The organism is Bradyrhizobium sp. Ses1, assembly GCF_059512365.1.
Genome location: NZ_JCAMOQ010000069.1, coordinates 1 through 19,420, shown reverse-complemented (window position 1 = coordinate 19,420; position 19,420 = coordinate 1). Strand labels below are relative to the sequence as shown.

8 protein-coding genes are annotated in these 19,420 nt (G+C 58.6%); all 8 read left to right on the top strand.

The genetic code is table 11. From position 1 onward, the window contains the following. Position 1: 1 nt before the first annotated feature. Positions 2 to 769 carry an ABC transporter ATP-binding protein gene (locus tag AC5ZG5_RS41505; RefSeq protein WP_456646507.1) on the top strand — a complete coding sequence of 256 codons (768 nt, stop codon included), beginning with the start codon at positions 2 to 4 and terminating at the stop codon, positions 767 to 769. Positions 770 to 773: 4 nt separating this feature from the next. Beyond that, positions 774 to 1,655, top strand: coding sequence for a branched-chain amino acid ABC transporter permease (locus AC5ZG5_RS41500; RefSeq protein ID WP_456646508.1), 882 nt, complete (start codon positions 774 to 776; stop codon positions 1,653 to 1,655). A 3-nt stretch (positions 1,656 to 1,658) separates the two neighbouring features. Beyond that, positions 1,659 to 3,314 carry a branched-chain amino acid ABC transporter permease gene (locus AC5ZG5_RS41495; RefSeq protein WP_456646509.1) on the top strand — a complete coding sequence of 552 codons (1,656 nt, stop codon included), beginning with the start codon at positions 1,659 to 1,661 and terminating at the stop codon, positions 3,312 to 3,314. Between the two features lie 34 nt (positions 3,315 to 3,348). Further along, positions 3,349 to 5,685: a N,N-dimethylformamidase beta subunit family domain-containing protein gene (locus AC5ZG5_RS41490; RefSeq protein ID WP_456646510.1), complete on the top strand. Its 2,337-nt coding sequence runs from the start codon at positions 3,349 to 3,351 to the stop codon at positions 5,683 to 5,685. Positions 5,686 to 5,714: 29 nt separating this feature from the next. Beyond that, complete coding sequence (locus tag AC5ZG5_RS41485; RefSeq protein ID WP_456646511.1) at positions 5,715 to 6,074, top strand: N,N-dimethylformamidase alpha subunit family protein; 360 nt, start codon at positions 5,715 to 5,717, stop codon at positions 6,072 to 6,074. A 69-nt stretch (positions 6,075 to 6,143) separates the two neighbouring features. Then, on the top strand, positions 6,144 to 8,462 hold the full coding sequence (locus AC5ZG5_RS41480; protein WP_456646512.1) for a N,N-dimethylformamidase beta subunit family domain-containing protein: 2,319 nt from the start codon (positions 6,144 to 6,146) through the stop codon (positions 8,460 to 8,462). Positions 8,463 to 8,641: 179 nt separating this feature from the next. Continuing rightward, complete coding sequence (locus AC5ZG5_RS41475) at positions 8,642 to 9,163, top strand: Lrp/AsnC family transcriptional regulator (protein WP_456646513.1); 522 nt, start codon at positions 8,642 to 8,644, stop codon at positions 9,161 to 9,163. Between the two features lie 2,042 nt (positions 9,164 to 11,205). Next, on the top strand, positions 11,206 to 18,597 hold the full coding sequence (gene xopAD, locus AC5ZG5_RS41470) for a XopAD/skwp family type III secretion system effector (protein ID WP_456646514.1): 7,392 nt from the start codon (positions 11,206 to 11,208) through the stop codon (positions 18,595 to 18,597). Positions 18,598 to 19,420 lie beyond the last annotated feature (823 nt).

Sequence of the window (19,420 nt, the reverse complement as noted above, 5' to 3'; positions counted from 1 at the left end):
CATGAATCTGGTTCAGCCGCAGTTGACGCGAGCGGCGCATGCGTCAGTGCCACGGCGTGAGGTGCTGAACGTCTCCGGTCTGTCGGCCGGATATGGTCCCATGAGGGTCATCCACGATCTTGACCTGATCGTCAGCTCTGGAGAACGTATCGGCATCGTCGGCCTCAATGGTCACGGAAAGTCGACCCTGTTCTACGCGATTGCAGGGCTCACGGGTTGGCAACGCGGATCGATCAAGCTGAATGGAGTAGAGGTAGGGCGCACCCGCAGCCAAGGGCCCGGCCGGTACACCCACCAGATCGTGCGCGCGGGGCTAGCCCTCATTCCGCAAGGAGACGAGATCTTTCACGGCCTGACTGTGGAGGAGCATCTCGATTCCGGTGCATTCACGCCACGCGCCTGGCGCGAGCGGTCTGAGCGCAAGGATCGCATTCTCGAGATATTCCCGCCGTTGCGGAAACTCATGCACGTGCCGGTCGGCCGTCTTTCCGGCGGTGAACGCCGCATGGTTTCGATCGGCCGCGGTCTCATGGCGGAGGCCTCGCTGCTTCTCGTGGATGAACCATCGCTGGGACTCGCGCCGAAAATTGGCAAAGGCGTGATCGACGCGCTCATGGATATCGATCTCGGTACCTCCGCCATGGTCATCGCGGAGCAGAATGTCGCGCTATTGGAAGGACGAGTGGATCGCATCATCGGAATGCATGTCGGCAAGCTCAAGGGCGAGGCATCAGCAGCCCTGATGCTGCACGAATACGGCAAGGCATGAAAACATGGATCTCTGGTTCATTATTAGCAATACGATCGTCCTCGCCAGCATCTACGGCACGCTGGCGATCGGCGTTTCGATCACCTGGTCCAGTCTCGGGCTATTGAATCTTTCGTATGGATTCATCTTCGCCTTCGCAGGTTATGGCGCCTGGTTGTTTGCCCAGCACGTTTCAACTCTAGGGCCGGCGGTCCTTGCGGCCGGGATTCTCTCGGGCGCCTTGGGCGGGGTCATCGTCTGCGGGCTTGCCTTCATTCCAATTCACGACAAACCGAACTTCACGACCCGTGGGCTGATCGCAACGCTCGCGATCAATCTGATTGGCACCCAGGCCCTGTTGTGGTGGTTCGGTCCGCGCTCGAAGAGCCTGCCGGAGATCTTTGGCAGTTGGAAGCTGTCGTTCTCGGGGATGGTGCTGACAGCCGACAAGGTCGGAAATGTCCTTGCGTCTGTCTTGATGCTTGTTGCGGTGCTGCGATGGATGCGATCAAGCCGCCGTGGACTGGAAATCCGCGCCATGATGATGAACCCGCATGCGGCCTCCATTGTCGGTATCGGCGTTCGGCGAACCTCATTCTATGTGATGGCGATTACTGGAGGCCTGGCCGGGCTTGCTGCGGTTCTGCTCTCGCAAACCTACTACATCTCGCCGTTCGGCGGTCTGACGGCGATGATCAAGGCAGTGAGCATCGCGCTATGCGGTGGGCTTGGAAGCGTCCAGGGTGCCGTGCTTGCCGCCCTCGTGCTGGGCCTCAACGAGGCAGTGACGACCGTTTCGATCGGCGGGCGTTACGTCCTGATCACCCAATTTCTCTTGATCATCGCCATTCTGCTGGTCCGCCCGCGCGGTATCGCCGGCATCCTCGACAGGGCGAGGGAGGCTTAGTCAATGACCGCAGGCAATCTAAGCAAGGCCAAATGGCGCAATCCTCGGTTCACGTGGGACCCGACGCAGGAAGTCGAGGAGTTGCCGACTGTTCCGTTCCGCAGCCATCAGGAGATCTGGGAAAGCACGCGCGTGTCGAAGACCAGGCTGCTTCCCGTGGGCCGGCTGCGCTACTACTACAAATGGCCCGGGCACGGAAGTGCTGTCTGGAATCGGTCGCGTTACTGGCCGACGCGCCGACGGGTACTTCGCATTCGCAGCGAGTATAATGTTAAGAGCTTGCGCCGCGAGAAGACCATCGTCGACAAGCGCCCGATCTGGTGGGTGATGGGCCTCATTGCGCTTGCTCTTCTTCCGTTGCTTGCGCCTGCGCAGCTCCAAAATACGTTGCTCACCGCTGGTGCGACATTCGGTATCTATGCTGCCATCAATCTGTGCTGGATGCTGGTGATCGGGACCGCTGGGATTTTCTCCCTGGCCACTTATGCTGTGGTTGGTACTGCTGCGTTCTTTACGGCATACCTGTCCATCCAGCTCGGCCTACCCTGGTGGTTACTGCCGCCCGTGGGGGCTGTTGTCGGATTAATTTTCGGCGGAATTATTGCACTTCCAGCAACGCGATTGGATGGCTTCTATTACGCGCTGCTCACTCTTGGTCTGAACGAACTGTGCCGGGTGTATTTTGTCACGTCCAAGGAATTCGGCGCCGCGACGGGCGGGCTCTATGGTGCTCCGACGTACATACCGCAAGATTGGTCCCAGGCTGGGCAGCTGCAAATCGCCTACTACGCGTGTCTTGCGCTGATGATTCTGGCCCTGCTGCTTTATCGGTTCGTGAACGGCCGTCGGCTGGGGCGCATATTGAGAATGGCCCCGGAAAAGCGGGAGGCGTTCGCTGAAGCAACCGGTGTCAACTTTCGTCAGGCGCGCGTGCATGTCTTCCTGATCTCCTCCGTTGCGCTCGGCTTTATCGGAGGCTTCTACTCAGCCAATTTTAGCGGCGTGGCGTTCTCGATATTCAACTTCGATACCGTATTGCTCGGATTGGCGATGCTCGTCATCGGCGGCATCGGCAGAGCGGAAGGCGCAGTTGTCGGCACACTCATTGTAGTGTTCTTCGACAAGGTTCTGATCACGCTTGGCCCGTTACGTCTGATCATCATCGGCCTGATCATGTTATTCGTCGTGCTCTATCTCCGCAACGGACTCTTCGGGATCAAGCAGCAGTTCAGGACCTGGAGAAGCAAGAAGAAGAGCGAGCGCCGCTCGACCCGGGCAGAAAAGGGCGGAGAAATGCTGCCCGAGGAAGCGACAGAGGCGCATAACCCCGACGAAGTCTATCGTCGCCGTTACGACAAGATGCAACGGGACTTCCTGAAGACGCTCGTGACGCCAGAGGTCATTGAGGAGCATCGGCGTGCGCCGCAAGGCCAGCACAGCGAGGCATTGGAGCGCCTGCTGATCTACTTCAGGAGCCAGCCACAACCCGACAAATATGCGATCACAGCGCTTCAGTCGATCAATGGCTACCGGATCGTCGCTCTATCGGGCCACCGGGGCGTTGCTCCTCGGGTGGTCGAGGACAAGATCTACAGATCGCCCGCAGAGGCCTACCACGGGGTCTTTCTGCGGCGTGTCCAAGATCTGCTGGAATCCTGAAGCGACGGCACAGATCTGAATGTGGAGACACTAGATGGCGCAAGTTAAGCTCTTTGGCTATTCGGACAAGATTTCGGTCAAGCCGGGAGATGTCATCCAGTTCTATGTGAATGCAGATGGAACAGATGTGGCCGAGGCGCAACTGGTGCGCCTGATCCATGGTGACCAGCATCCCGCGGGACCAGGATTCATCGAGCAAGAACTCGACTCTTCCGTCAACGGTGCCTGGCGCGTCCAGAAGCAGTACACGCAAGTGGGATCTTTCCTCGAGGTAGAGGATCCCGCCGTACGTCTTGCGTTAGAGGGAAGCTTCACTGTTTTTGCGTTTATCCATCCACTCTGGCCGCAGGTGGGCTTGAGGCAATGCTTGGTGGGTCGTTGGGACAACGACAGGAATTGTGGCTTTGGCCTCGGCATCAAGCAAAACGGGCTGCTAGAGTTCTGGGTTGGTCGAGGCGACGAAGTCGATTACTTGGAAGCCGAAGTGCCGCTCCAGGCGAACATGTGGTACTTTGTGGCAGCCAGCCTCGATGCAACAACGGGCCGCGCGACGCTCTATCAGGAGGGCGTCGTCAACCGATATAACAGCGTGCTCGGGAAAGTCACGCCACTCGATCTCAATTCGCGTGTCTGCGAGGTCTTTCGCTTTCGTCCAAAACACTTGCCAGATACGCCGTTTCTGATGGCCGGATCTCGGGACTGCCACGAGAAGCGTGGGCACTTCGTCTCACAACTCTATTGCGGCAAGATTGATCGGCCCGGGCTCTTCCAGCGCGTGCTGGGGACGGATGAGCTTGACAGAATCAGGAGCGGCGGGATGCCACCGCCCGAGGGGATGGTCGCCTATTGGGACACCACGCACGGCTACACTGATCAAGGCATCGGCGATATTGTCACTGACGTGGGGCCGTTTAAGCTTCACGCAAAGGGGTACAATCGACCTGTTCGCGCGCAAACGGGGTGGAATTGGAGCGGTCGCAACGATTGCTTTCGCCTGGCGCCGCATGAATACGGAGGGGTCGAATTCCACTCCGACGCCCTCATTGATTGCAAGTGGCAGCTGACAAAAGCGCTGAAGCTGCCGGACGACTTGCGCAGTGGCGCCTACGCAATGCGCTTGCGAGCCGGTGACGGAACGGGCCTGGGTGAAGAATACATTCCATTCTTTGTTCGCCCGAAGATCCCGACCGGCCGCATCGCATTTCTTGTGCCAACGGCAAGTTACCTGGCGTATGCCAACGAGCATCTCAGCTTCGACGCGCCGATTGTACAGGGCATGACCGGGATGACGCCGATCCTGGCGGATATCGACGTCGAGATGTACAAGAACCCAGAGTTCGGTCACGGCTGTTACGATTCTTGGGCGGATGGCCAGGGCGTCTGCTACAGCTCGTATCACCGCCCGGTGATCAACATGCGGCCCAAGTATCGTATCTCGAGCATGGATATCACCTGGCAGTACCCGGCCGACCTATCGGTGATCGCCTGGCTCGAGCATCAGAAGTACGACTATGACGTTTTGACCGATGAGGACTTGGATCGGGAGGGGGTTGCTGCCTTAAAGCCATATAGGTGCGTCATCAGCGGAACGCACCCGGAATACTACTCGGAGCGGATGCTGGACGCGACCGAAGATTATATCGAAGCAGGTGGCCGTTACATTTATCTGGGTGCCAATGGATATTACTGCAACGTGGCGTTTCGACAGGATGAACCATGGGTGCTCGAATGCCGCAAACTTGGCGATGGCTGGAAGGCATGGGAAGCGCGTCCGGGCGAACACTACATGGCGACCACCGGGCAAAAGGGAGGTCCCTGGAAATGCCTGGGCAGGCCGCCGCAGAAGCTCATGGGCGTCGGCTTTGTTTCTGAAGGATTCGGCACAAGCGAACCGTTTGAGCGGATGCCGGACAGCTATGATCCCTCGCTTTCTTGGATCACAGAAGGAATTACGGGCGAGATTATCGGCAATTTCGGGCTTGCTTACAATGGCGCAGCCGGAGTGGAGCTCGACCGATACGACCTCACACTGGGAACGCCTCCCAACACCAAGGTGATCGCTTCGTCCGGCGGACACACCGACAATTACATCACCCACGTCCAGGTGCAATTGCATCAGCATCCCGGAATCACCGGTAGCTACGATTACCGTGTCCGTGCGGACATCACCTATTTTCCTTCGCCAAACGGTGGAGCCGTCTTCTCGTGCAGTTCGATCGCGTTTGGGCAAGCACTGCCCGTGAACGGCTTCGATAATAACGTGTCCCGGCTGCTGGCGAACGTTGTGAACGCGTTCGTAAAACCTGGCGCTCTGCCCGATGTGCTCGAGCGTGTGCACGCCCCGGCCAAGCCAGAAGCCGTGGTTTCTTAACTCCGTCAGTACTGGCGAGGAGCCAAGCCGTGGAAACTCAACAGCAAATACATGACAGGGACGAACTCTGCCGGCGCAGGTTCGAAACGAGACAGCGCAAGTTCCTGAAAACACTGGTCACGCCGGAGGTGATTGAGGAGCATCGATGCTCTCCTCTCGGCCAGCATAGCGAGCCACTTGAACGACTATTGATCTATTTCAATCGGCGGCCGCTCGCTGGCCGTTACGCGATCATGACACTCGAGCCATTCAAAGCCTATCGGATCGTCACTCTATCAGGCGCAAGAGGCGTGCCGCCGAAGGTTTCGGATGACAAGACCTATCGGTCAGAGGCGGAAGCGCAACACGCCGTGTTTCTGCGTAATATTCAAGACTTGCTTCAATCGTGATGCGGTCGGATCGGATAACGTGCGCAGCGTTTTCGCCCAAGGGGAGACGGCGAAGTTGGGAGTGGGTAGATGACGAGACCTAAACTCTTTGGCTATTCGGATAAGATTTCGGTCAAGCCGGGCGAGCTCATCCAATTCTATGTCAATGCCGACGGCACCGAACAGGCTGATGCCCGACTGGTGCGGCTGATCCATGGTGATCAGCACCCTTCAGGACCCGGTTTCATCGAGGAAGAGATCGCTTGTGATGCCAACGGAACGTGGCTTGTCGAGAAGCAGTACACACAGCTCGGATCCTTCCTAGCGGTCGCGGACCCCGAGCGCCGTTTGGCTCTGGAAGACAGCCTCACGGTGTTTGCCTTCATCTGTCCAACAAGGCCGCAGGCCGGATCGCGTCAGTCGCTGATCGGACGCTGGGATAGCAAGGAGAATTGTGGCTTCTCTTTAGGTATCACGCAGAATGGCCAACTTGAGCTCTCGGTGGGACAAGGGAACGCGGTTGATCGCCTCGAGGCCGAAATCCCGCTGCAGGCAAACATGTGGTACTTCGTCGCCGCAAGCTTCGATGCCAAGACCGGCCGAGCAACTCTTTACCAGGAAGGTGTTGTCAACCGCTACAACAGCTTGTTGAGCAGGGTGGCGCTGGTCGACTATCGAGCGCATATCTCAACGACCTTCCGTGCGCGGCAGAAGCATCTGGCCGGGACCCCGTTTCTGATTGGTGGCGCGCGCGATTGGCAGGACGGGCGCGGTCATTTCGTGTCGCAACTGTACTGCGGCAAGATCGATCGTCCCGGCCTGTTCGGTTACGCGCTTGGACGCGACGAACTCGATCAGATCAGAATGGGTCAGAAGCCGTCTTCGGAAGGCATGATCGCTTATTGGGACACAGCGAAGGGTTATACCGAACGGGGTATTGGCGATATTGTAACCGACATCGGCCCCCTTCGATTGCATGCTGAGGGATACAATCGGCCGGTACGGGGGCAGACTGGCTGGAATTGGAGCGGCCGGAACGATTGCTTCCGCATGGCGCCGCAGGAGTATGGCGGCATCGAACTCCACGCCGATGCCTTAACGGACTGCAAGTGGAAAGCGACCAAGGCGATCAAGCTCCCCGACGGCTTGAGAAGCGGAGCTTATGCCATTCGCTTGCGAGCGGGCGAAGGGGCCTTGGGTGAAGAATACATCCCGTTCTTTGTCCGTCCGAAAAGGCCGACCAGCCGGATCGTCTTTCTCTTTCCGACTGCTAGCTACATCGCCTATGCCAACGAGCGCCAGAGCCTGCACGCACCGATGACTCAGCCGGTCACGGGCATGCCTCCTGTGCTGTCCGAAGTTGACATCGAGCTCGGTCAACGCCAGGAGCTAGGGCTGTCAGCTTGCGATCACTGGGCCGACGGGCAGGGCGTTTGCTACAGTTCATACCACCGGCCGATCATCAATATGCGGCCAAAATATCGGGCATCGAGCTCGAACCTCGCCTGGCAGTTTCCCGCTGATCTGTCGGTGATCGCCTGGCTCGAGCACCAGAGTTATGACTACGAGGTATTGACCGATGAGGACTTGGAACGGGAGGGTGTAGCTGCTCTTGAGCCGTACAGGTGCGTCATCAGTGGCACTCATCCGGAGTATTATTCCGAACGGATGCTGGATGCGACGGAGGATTACATCGCATCTGGCGGCCGTTACATTTACCTGGGTGGGAATGGCTTTCATTGGAGTGTGGCGTTCCGGCAAGACGAGCCATGGGTCATGGAATGTCGTAAGTTCGGTCCCGCATGGAAGACTTGGGATGCGCGTCCTGGCGAGTACTACATGGCGACCAACGGTCAAAAGGGCGGCGCCTGGAGGGCACAAGGCCGACCGCCGCAGAAGCTGGTGGGTGTCGGCTTTGTCTCGGAGGGCTACGGAAAAAGCCAGTTCTACCGCAGGATGCCAGACAGTTATCACCGAACGGTATCTTGGCTCACCAAAGGAATCGAAGGAGAGATCATCGGAGATTTCGGTTTGGCCTATGGCGGCGCTGCTGGCATAGCCCTTGACCGCTGCGATCCTTTGCTGGGGACGCCGCCTCATGCAAAGCTGATCGCTTCTTCGGGCGGCCATATCGACAACTACCTCGTCAATCCTGAGGTCATTCACTATGCCTTCGAGGGGTTGTCGGGCTCCTACGATTACCGGGTTCGTGCCGATATGGCTTATTTTACCGCACCCAACCATGGTGCGGTGTTCTCGGCCGGATCTGTCGCCTTTGGGCAAGCACTGCCAATAAACAATTTCGACAATAACGTCTCTCGGCTTCTAGCGAATGTCGTCGACGCGTTCGTGAGGCCGGGAGCACTGCCGGGATCGTGGTGGATCAGCGAGGAGAAGCAATGGCGATGAAGCTATGTCGCCGCGCCTTGCCCGGGGCTCGCTGCTCGACATTGGGCAGGAGTAGAAGTGGCTGCGGCAACAAATGTGGGTAAGGCCGAGAAGTAGGTCAGCGTGAAGCTGAACGTTCGGACAGCATGGTCGGGGAGGAGGTGTGGAAATCACAGCTCCACTTAGTGGAACTACGTCGTATGCCCAGAGCAGGCAATCGCACCCTATTGACCGCGCCGCAGCCATGGAAACTCGACAGAATCGATGCTCGTCTTCTTGATCTCGTGCAACGCAACAATCGTCTGAGCAGCGAACAACTCGGCGCGCAGGTCGGCTTGTCTGCATCCGGAGTGCAGCGTCGACTGAAGCGGCTACGATCGCAACGCGTGATAGAAGCAGACGTTTCAATCATTTCTCCAAAAGCGATCGGGCGGAACGTGACCTTGTTGGTCCTGATTTCGTTTGAGCGCGATCGGACCGACATCCTTGATCGCTTCAAGCGGGCAATCTGCAAGATGACTGAGGTGATGAGCGGATTCTACGTTACCGGTCAGGCCGAATTCGTCCTGCTAGTTACAGCACACACCATGGAAGAATATGAGCAATTTACCAGGCGCCTTGTACATGAAAATCCAGACATAAAGCGCTTTGAAACTATGGTCGTTTTGGATCGAGTCAAAGCAGGCTTCACTTTACCAATGGCCTCTATCGCTTGCAGGTGATCAATCTTAGGTGGGACACCCCACTTTGGTCAGGCAGAATTATGATGCTTAAGCCGGCGATGACTGTCTTCGTTCCGTGGCATATCCGATGGCATGCCAGGTGTTGGTTCAGATAACGCTCGGCACGGGCGAAAGGTGATCTCTTGTGAACGACCGCATGACGATGCAAACTCCTGAAAACTCAACTGCTCTCACTGGACGTCGGACGCCACCGCGTACCGAGTCTATCGCTATCCTCAGGTCTTCGGAGCCTAGTCAGCTTCTGGAACGAGGCACCGCGCTCAGCCACTCGGTCCCGGAAGAATACCGCTCAAAGCTAAGCTCGATGGAGACATTTGAGCCTTTTAAACACTCGTTCAGAGCTCAGGAGTTTGCTTTGAACTAGGACACCATGCTCCAACCGCAGCGGCGCAGCGAGTAAACTTGAGCGGCACCTCGGCACTGGGCGCTTGCTCTTGTTTCCAGCTCGAGACAGGACCGTCAAGCGAGACGCAACGTTTCGTGGACGACGACTGATCAGACATCTCTTCACAAGCCCGGACTGAGCCTTGCGAAACCGAAATATCGCTGGACATCGGACGTCAGAGCTTCCGGAATGCATCGGGTCCATGGCTGATCACGGGCTTCCTGAGGCTCGTCAGCTTCTCGATGGCTAAGCTTTGCTATACATCGAGAGGACTGTAGCAAACATCAATCTCCCATCGATCAGCTGTTCCGCAACCCAGGCCATAATGCGGGATGGTCGCGCTAATCGTAGCGACTTCGTCAGCTTGTTGTCAGATCCGACAGCTAAAGTAGCGTACGGACATCAGGCTTCGCACAGAAAAACGTGCGGCGAGTGTTGACACCAGGTGAGGACAGCTATGCTGATCGCTGCCTATCAAACCGAAGGGTTCTGGGCAAGCGAGACCGCTCGGTCGCCGGTCGGCGAAACGAACACTTGATTGAGTGTTGCATCGTGACTCGGACTAAGCTCACTTTCTTGAAAATCGAGCTTGTCGTCCATGCGTGGGTATTGCGTGTGCCTCGACGGTTGTGGCGCGCCAGCTGCAGCATCATTGCAGAAGACCTCCGCGAAGCGGCCCGGGATCTAATGGGCGATCGCTCTCACAGTACGGGCCTCACACCTGACCGGTTCGCTTCGGCCGGCTGAGTAACGGGTCAGCCTGATGTCTTTTATAAATTTGCCGAACGCGCATCGCAGCGCATGCTCGCACCAACCGCCGGCGCTTATCGATCCTCAACTGCATGGGAGATGAATCTTGACGCGCATTCACGACCGGTGGCGATCGGACATGCCGGACTCCGAAGCCGACGAGAGGCTGCGGGTCGATAGTGAGCGCAATGAATTAGCCGGAGACGCTCGAGACCAATCATTCAGCTCTGTCTTGGAGGATGTTCGCTCCAAGCCTGAGCAGTCCGGCGCACCACATCGAGCGCAGACCTCGGAGCGCTCTGATGGCGAACATCGTCGGGTTGGAGGGCGCGAGGGTTTGCACGCTGGCGGTCTCAGCGCGGAGGAACCATCGGTAACTGCCTTTCGAGGTCAGGCGGGAAGGCAACGTTTCGACGGGTTGTACGGGCGCAATGAGCGAACCTATCGATCTTACCGTGACGCCCTCGCTCAGGAGCAAGAATCGCCGCGTTTTGGCGATGGACGCTGGCATCCAGATCAGGAAACTGCGAATTCGCAAACAGAGGGGATCGGGCGTCACAAACGAGTCATGCCGGACATAGCGCCTGAACCGAAGAGACATCGTACCGGCGATGTCGCCACTGAGAGCGACAACCGCCGGTTTAGACCAGGTCTTGACCGGCTAAATCGTGATCCGAGCTCCGCTCGTCTGGGTGACGAAGCCATGCAAGGCGATCGAACGTCTGGGAGCTTGCAAAGAGACGCTCTCATCCAACCTGAGCGGTCCGGGCCCGACCTGCGGGGCAGGCCAGTCAAGCGGCGCATCAGCGAGGTGGCGCCGCACAGGGCGCATGGTCAGGAAGCGCATGGACGCGCTGACCTCGAGCGCTCGAGGATTCGTGAGGGGATGGAGACTCTTGACCGCGCTCGTCGCGCCCGTGACTTCGATGCATTTTCAATTGCCGTGGTGGACTATACCAAGCAGCTGAAAATGCCGCGCCTTGCAACTTTCCTGGAAAGGGCTGCGGCTCTGTTTGAAAGTGATTTCATACCTCGATGGGAGGACAATGTACGGCACCAAAGCTGGGGCTACGCCCTCACGTGCAATGCGGTGAGCCGGGAAGCCGGAGGTCAGGCGGGTATAGATGCGTGCAAGGCGATGGCAGTTCGCGTCTCGCAGCTTGACGACGCACTCATGAGGAAAGTGGACCTGAGGGCGCTTTCGCTATTTGCGCTTTCATTCGGGCGGCATACACAATCGACGACCTGCCGTAATGCAACGATCAGGATTGCGAAATTCTTTTGCGAGCACAATCTGACACTCCAGCATCTGAATGATCTGAGTCTTTCATCGCTCGCAAATGGGTTCAGCAAATGGTCAAGGACGGAGTGTCGCGAAGGCATGATCGCGATAGCCACCGAGCTCCGTCGGCGCGCCAAAAGCACGGGGCTCTCCGATGTCACTCAGCAGCAACTGCCCAGTTTGGTGAACGCTTTATGTAAGTGGCCGAAGGAGGCGATCTGTCGCAAGGCCGCTGCCGCAATTGCCGATGAAGTATTTGGTCGCGCGCAACTTTCGGATCATAATTCTCAGGAACTTACGAATCTAGTTAACGGCTTCAGCAAATGGCCGGAAGAAGCAAGGTGTGAGCGCGCCGCACTCTCAATCGCCAGGGAGGTGACGCGGCGCCAACTAGGTGACGTCGACCCACAAGGCCTGGCTAACCTGGTGAACGGTTTCAGCAAGTGGCCCGACCAGCGGCCTGCGCGCCGGGCGGCGGTCGCAATTGCCGGCGAAGTCTTTCGTCGCCAGCTCTCTGACTTCGCTCCGCAGAACCTGGCCCTCCTGGTGAATGGTTTCAGCAAATGGCCGAGAAAAGGGGACTGCCGAGGGGCCACGGTGGCAATCGCCCGAGAGATCCAGCGGCGGAGGTTACGCGATTTCACCCCACAGGGCTTGGTAAGCTTGGTGAACGGTTTCAGCAAGTGGCCCGAAGAAGCGGACTGCAGAGCGGGCACGGCCGCACTCGTTGGCGAGCTCGTCCGCACTCGGCTGCGCGGGATCACTCGGCCGGGCTTGGCCCTCCTGGTGAACGGTTTCAGTAAGTGGCCGGATGACTCTAGATGTCACGCAGGCGCGCTAGCCATCGCTCCTGAAATTCTTGAGCTCGCCCGCGGACCCGACGGCCTTTCTGGCTTCGCCGAGCTGAGCTTGGCGAACCTAGTGAACGGCTTCAGCAAGTGGCCGCTAGAGACGGTCTGTCGCAAGGCGGTTGCCGCCGTCGCAGAGGAGATCGTCGGCGTCCCCGACCGCCTATCTCATTGCAGCCAGCAGGATCTGGCCAACTTGGTAAACGGTTTTAGCAAGTGGCCTAAAGAGCTGGTTTGCGAGGAAGCCACGGTCGCAGTGGCCGACGAGATCCTCGACCGTGCCGGCCGCCACGGCCGGCTCTCTGGCTTTGCTGAGACCTCGCTTGCGAGCCTGGTGAATGCGTTCAGCAAATGGCGTGACCGCACGTCGACTCTTCAAGCCTCAACCGCCATCGCCAACGAGATCCTCAGCCGCCCGGATCGAGTCTTGTGGTTTACTCGACGGGAGTCCGCAAATCTGGTGAATGGCTTTAGCAAGTGGCCGAGAGAGGAGAGCTGCCGCCAAGCAACAGCCGCGATCGCCCGTGATCTTCTCGACCGCCATAGGGTCTCCGACTTTAATGGCCTGGAGCTGACAAACCTGGCGAACGGCTTCAGCAAGTGGCGTTCAGACGAAGACTGTTCCGAAGCCGCAGTCGCTATCGCTCGGGAGATCCTCCGCCGCCGGCTGTCCGATTTTACTCCGCAGCAACAGGCCGACCTGATGAACAGCTTCATCAAATGGCGCGGAGAGGCGGCATGCAGCCAGGCAATCGTGCATCTCGCGCGCGACCTGGGTCGAGGAGGCCAACGATTCGCTGCTTTCATGACGCCTGAGCTCAGCAGGATAGCCAATGCCTTAGGGCTAAGTTTCATAAGGGCAGAGGAAGCTGGAGACATTGCTGACGCCAACCTGCTGAAAGACCGGCTGCAGCAGCTGGTCCATTACTTGCATTATGCAAATGATCGGCTCGAGCAGGCCGATGTCTTGAGCATAACCAACATCTTCAAGTCGCTAGGAAAGGCTCGACTGTTCGACGATCTCGCTTTGCTCGCACCGACAGGGTTAGGTCGGCTCGAGGAATTGGTTCATGCCCCTGGCTTTGTCGCCGAGAACAACCTCGAATCTATGGGTAACATTTGTATCGCTCTGCTGCCATTCGCCCGTAGCCCGGAGAAATCGATGCTTTGGCACCGGAGGCAAGCGCTAAACCTGCTGAACGATCTCCAACCAGGTTTGGAGCAGAAGGTGCGGGCATATCTACAAGCAAGCAATGCCGACCGGCGGAGCCGTGCCTCGTTATCAAGTCGCCGTCCTGCGCTGTCGATCTTTCAAGTGCTCAAGGCGCGTGAGGTCCTGGCGAGTTTGTACCAACGACCGTATGTCGAAGGTAAGAAGTCTGACTTGGCTGCGAGGCGGCAACAGCTGGAGCGTGAGACCAAGAAAATCCTGGCGGAGACGCGGAACCTCATCGAGAGCGATCTTTCCAACATGAGCTGGAATCTGATTGCGCAAATCGAAGGGGACGATGCAATCGACGCGCTCGACTCGTTCATGACGCTGGATGAGGGGACGATCCGGAATCAACATCCGCCGTCCGTCTTTAATATGCATCAAGTATTACGAACGATGGATCACGAGCCCAGACCGCCCCAGGGTCAGGCGGGACTGATGCAGTTGCCGGTCGTTGACCTGCAGGGGCGCCGGCTGCCCACGGAGCCGGAGCAGCGCTATTCGATTTTTCATCGCTTGACCTCGGGAGCTATTCCGATGGTAGCGGTCCAACTGCCAGGAAAGCCAAGCCCGTTTATGCTAAGGCGCGTGTTCTGTGTCGATGATGTACCTTACCGCATGGACCTGTTCGGCGGAAGCAAGTTAAAGGCACCGAAGCCGACCCTGTCGCAGATCGCCGCCGTCGCTCCGGGCGAGCGAGGCCCCAAGGCTTCCGGGGGAAAGCTGCTGGCACTCCCGTATGCCGAAACCGCACCGGGTACGGCGTTCGAGCAGCTATCGCGCGCGTGGGCGCCCTTCAAAGAGGCCTATTACTACACGCAACGCAGGGGCTTTGCTGCGCCTCCTACGATCGAAGATCTAGGCCCTCATGACTACGCGCTGGAGGGCAATTTCAAATTGTCGCTGTTACCGGACCGCCCTGCCGGCGAGGAGCATCCTTTCAAGCTGATTGGACCGGAAGGCCCGATCGCTTTGCGGCCGCATGACGGTACCGGCTTTATCAGAGCCTCTGTGGCGGAGCGTATGCTAGCTGTTCGCCGCGCTGGCCGGCGGGATGGTCCTGATCGGGTGCCTGCATTCGCCGAGGGAAAGAAATCGTCGCTCCCCGCCACCGCCCTACAATATTACTCGCGAAGCGAGCGGGTGGCAGAAGAGGCACGCGAGAAAGCCAACAGTTGGCTTGAGGCTAAAAAAGGAGAGCCGCTGAGCTCAGAAGAGTTGTTTCGCATCGTGACGGCCGGACACATCGAAGCCCCCGGCGCGGTCGCCGTGCCATCCAATGATGGCCGTCTGCATGTGCCTAAGCTTAAGAGCGAGGGGCTGACGGGTACGGCTGGCGTGCTGATCGGCCGCTCCCCGTACGATAAGCCAAACTTGCGTCCATTAGGGGCTGAACGAGTCAAGTCGTCAGCCGATGGCGACCCAACCGCGGCATTTCTCGATAAATGCGTGGCCATGCAATACAGCTTCAATGTCGCCGAGAAGTCGGGCGAGCAACTGGCGAGCGATGATCCGACCTTTTTCGCCAAAGGTATTCTCATCGTAGTGCCTGACGAGATGTGGCCGGCCAACTATCGAGATCGTGCGATGGTATTGTCGGCAGAAGACGTAAAGTCCCATTCGGGATGGACCAGCCGCAAGGAGCGGGTCACGGCGGACACGCCAATTGATGGCGTCGGCATCCTCCAGGCGACCGAGCTGTTCGCTCCGGGGTCCTTGGTTGCCGTGCCGCCCGACGAACAAAAAAAACTCGACGGCGATTTCGATGGGGATACGGTCATCATTATCGGCGACCGGCCGCAGCTCTATCAGCATGTTCGACAGTTCGATGAGGCGGAGCAAGCTCGCGGAGTCCGCTCGCTCAAGCCGCCAAAATCGCATACCCCCGCCATCGAGGACGGCAGGTACAATTTCAGTCGTGCCAGCCAGATCCTCGCTGCCACGCAGGACACTTTGGAAAACTTTAGCACTTTGCAGCGAGATTTTCTGGCTCAATCCGATCAAGCCCGGCGCTGGTTTGCCGAGCGAGCTATCTTTGGTACCTACGAAGGTATTCACCACGAGCTCAGGAGAGCCATACGCGACTTGTTGAACCAGGAAGAGGTGAGCGACCAAGATATCCAGCCCCAGCTTGAAAGGGTGATGCGCGAGATCGAGCTCGCAGAGCATCCGGTCGCTCGCGAGATCAACGAATTGCTCGCGGCCGATCTGGAGGCTTGGGCTGCTGATGCGAATGGGGCCCTTCTGCTCGAGACGCTCGAACGCGACACCCACGCCGAGCATGGTGTGAGCCGGGCGGTTTCCGATTTGCTACCGGACTTAGCCGAAGCCTATCAGGCCTCCGCTCACCCGCGAGACCGCGTTCAGGCCTTACTTGACCATTACCCTGCGCGCATCGATCCTGGACCGGATGGCTACGAGCCGGACAACCTCATACAAAGCGCAAGCAATCTTCTGAGCCTCGGCAACAAGGTCGGCACCGACGCCTACAAATCGGACACAAGTGCCCAACTCTTCCTGAAAAAAGGCCAACAGCTTCGGCGCCTGCTGCAACAAACGCCGGGCCTAAGATCCGTGCCCTACGTCAAAGGCCTAGCGGCCACGCTCAAGCACGGCAGGTTCGATGTCGATGCTTCGTTGAAGGATCTGAAGGACAATCCGACGCTAACGGCTTCAGTTATGGAAGCCGCCATCGAGCTCGCGGCGGACAAGCGTATCCTGCCGGAAGCCTCTGGTCGACAGCTGACGGCCGAAGATCCGGTCATCGCGATGAATCCCAAAGAGGCCGCGGATCGCGCAGAAATTGAGCATGCTAGGGCCGCAGCGGAAGAGGAGGGGATTACCAGAGCGGTGCTTAGGGTTGCCGAGATCCTAAGGCGAGCAGACATCGACGTGAGCATGCCTCGTTCGGATCGACCGTTGAGATCGACGCGCTCAATGGCAAACCAGCTGACGGGAACGAGCCCGAGCGACGGCGACACGCAGCTGATCAGCAACGCCGTCCGGCATCTCTTCGAAATCCCTGATAAGGATTTTGCACGTGGTTTCACGAAAACCATTTTGGCGCTTGACGAGCAGGGCTACGCCGAAGTCAGCACCACAAACTGGTTCAGGATGCGAGATCCAACCTTCATCGGCGTGACGAGTGTGCTCACCACGCCGGACGGATATCGCTTTGCGCTAGAGTTCCACACGCCACAGAGCTACCAGGCTAAGCTTACCAACCACGATACCTACAAGAAGCGCGACAAGCTGCGGCTCGAACTGAGCGGAGATGCGCTGGAGCAAGCTACGCGAGAACTTGCCCAGAGCGCACGAGAGGTCTGTAGGGACGTGGCGATACCAGAAGGAGCCAGGGAGCTTCCTCACTGGGGAGTCGAACTTGATGCTCGAGCTTCTGCTAGTTCGATCTTTGGTCCGCGAGCTGCCGAGCGGCCACGGTTGCCCGAGAAATCGCTAATGGCCAAAGAGGTCGTCTCGTCGCTCGGCTCACGGCCGATTGTGCTCGTCGGACTGCCGGGCGCCGGCAAGTCCTCCATCGGCCCGGCTCTCGCGCGGCGCCTCGGGCTCGCCTTCGTCGACTCCGACAAAAAAATTCAAAGAGAGACCGGCATGTCGATCACGGAAATTTTCGATGCCGAAGACAAAGGCAAGCAGTGGTTCAGGGATCGGGAGGCGAGCTTGATCGCGCAGTGCATCGAAAAACGCAACGTGGTCCTCGCAACTGGCGGCGGCGCGTTCGAGAATGAAGAAACCCGGCGCCTCATCCTCGACAATGCCGTCTCGATCTGGCTCGATACTGACCGAGGCGAGATCTGGAAGCGCCTTGCAAATGACACCAGTCGCCCGTTGCTGCGGATTGACCAGGCAGGGGAGACCAGCGGATTGCAGAGCCCCGACAAGATGGCCATGAAGAAGGAGCGTTTCGAGGAACTCGTGCGGGAGGGCACGCCGCATTACCGCCAAGCCAATGTAACGCTCGTTCCGCCCCACAAAAGAAACAACAACAAAAACGCCGAAGCATGCGTGGCGGCCCTGCACGCCTATCTCAGCGGCGGCGCAGGGCTGGGCGCTCTGCAGGCCGGCTCGGTCCAGAAGCTTGTGGTTGCGTCAAGCTCTGAGAAGGCGGGAGCTTCGGGTGGGCTCATGGAGGAGGTGCGGGGCGCCGCCTCATCATCTGCGAGGGCCCCATCGTTAGACATCCACGGCAGTCTCGGGGCTCTGGCTGATTTGCCGTCCACGTCGCATGTGCTGCATGATGATGATCACCAGTCAAGGGTGCTTCCGCACAAAACGTCCGGTGCTCGCACCGACGCCTTGGATGCGACAGCCGCGCTCCACGGTCGCAGCAGCTTAGCGCTCGACGCTGAGGAATGGCTGGGCGACGAGCATATCGCGGCGGATTATGCGCTCCTGGAGGAAGAATTGCAGAGAGAGAATCCGGATCTCGCCGCACAGACCCGGTTCGTACCACCCGCGCTAACTCAACTGCTGCGCTTGGCCGAGAACCCGAACGACGTACGAGCGACATTCATGGCGATCGTCCATGACCAGAATGGTAACGATACAGCCAACTTTCTGTTGCTGCCGGTGAACGATGGCGGAACTGATGGGGGAGGCACTCATTGGTCGCTGCTGCTCGTTGATCGCCGCGTGCGGCAAAGCATCGTCGCCTATCACTACGACTCCGGCGGGCGTGGCAACCGGGCCGTGGCAGAAGAGCTCACAGCAAGGCTAGGCGCCCGCCTGAGAATAGCCCCCATGGCCCAGCAGCAGAACGGCTATGATTGCGGCGTCTTTCTGCTGGACGCCACGCGAGCGCTGGTTGGACGTTTGGCGCAAGGACAATGGCCAGAGCAGCTGCACCTCGATAACCTCGTGGCCGATCGGCAGGCGCTGGGGAACCGACTAAGGGCTTATGCCCAGTTGGGCTGATGGAGATGACCGGAGCGGCTCTGGCCGAGACTAGGCCGTCGGGGCCGGCGGAGCGAGCGGACGAGGGCAACGACCTCGCTCCGTTCCCGGAATTCGCCCCGGTCGGTCAAGATGCAACCTCCTTCTACTCGTCGGCGATCTCGCGAGGAATCTTCTTCGTAGCGCTCGCTGGACCAATGGCGCGGACTATCCCGTTCCGTTGATTTCGGGAGCGGCGCACTTTGGCAAGAGTTTGATCTTGTGAGTGCGGGTTCGTAGCTTTCGGGTGGTTTGGTCGGTGATGCTGGTGGTGCAGGCCTTTGTTGGGTCATGGTACCAACGCTCCGGACTTCGATACAGTCGGAAGGGGTCGTGATCGACGATGTAGTCCCAGGCTAGGGTTCAGACTCAATTGGTCCAGCTCGTTGGCGCGCTTGAATTCCGCATCTGCCTCACGCGGCCGCGCGGCCGCAGCATCTTGCGTCCCCTCCCTCTCAGCGATCCGCGCCTCGATCTGCCGAATTCGGCGGCGCTGATCGTCAGTTGACTGCGACTCGAACCCGGCCTCTCGATAGGGACAGGGCGTCACGCTGACCCGCAATGCGTTTAAGTTCGATCCGCTGGTTGTCGCGGTCGCGCTCGAGCTCAAGAAATCGAGCGGTATCGAATCGCTCATCGGCCAGTTCGGCTGCGAGTTCCCGCCTAGTCTAGCGGAGGCGTTCAAAGCTCTTTCGCTTAGAGCGCTTCATGGCTAGGCTGAATCGGTAGGGATTGAACGAAGCCGCTGGCGCGGCATTTGAGGAGAGGTAGTAACGGCCGCCTCCTGTCTGAGAGGATCGAGGGT

Coding starts and splice junctions, on each gene's coding strand:
- AC5ZG5_RS41490 (WP_456646510.1), top strand. CDS start 3,349: ATGGCGCAAGTTAAGCTCTTTGGCTATTCGGACAAGATTTCGGTCAAG.
- AC5ZG5_RS41480 (WP_456646512.1), top strand. CDS start 6,144: ATGACGAGACCTAAACTCTTTGGCTATTCGGATAAGATTTCGGTCAAG.
- xopAD (WP_456646514.1), top strand. CDS start 11,206: ATGGAGACTCTTGACCGCGCTCGTCGCGCCCGTGACTTCGATGCATTT.
- AC5ZG5_RS41495 (WP_456646509.1), top strand. CDS start 1,659: ATGACCGCAGGCAATCTAAGCAAGGCCAAATGGCGCAATCCTCGGTTC.
- AC5ZG5_RS41500 (WP_456646508.1), top strand. CDS start 774: ATGGATCTCTGGTTCATTATTAGCAATACGATCGTCCTCGCCAGCATC.
- AC5ZG5_RS41505 (WP_456646507.1), top strand. CDS start 2: ATGAATCTGGTTCAGCCGCAGTTGACGCGAGCGGCGCATGCGTCAGTG.
- AC5ZG5_RS41475 (WP_456646513.1), top strand. CDS start 8,642: ATGCCCAGAGCAGGCAATCGCACCCTATTGACCGCGCCGCAGCCATGG.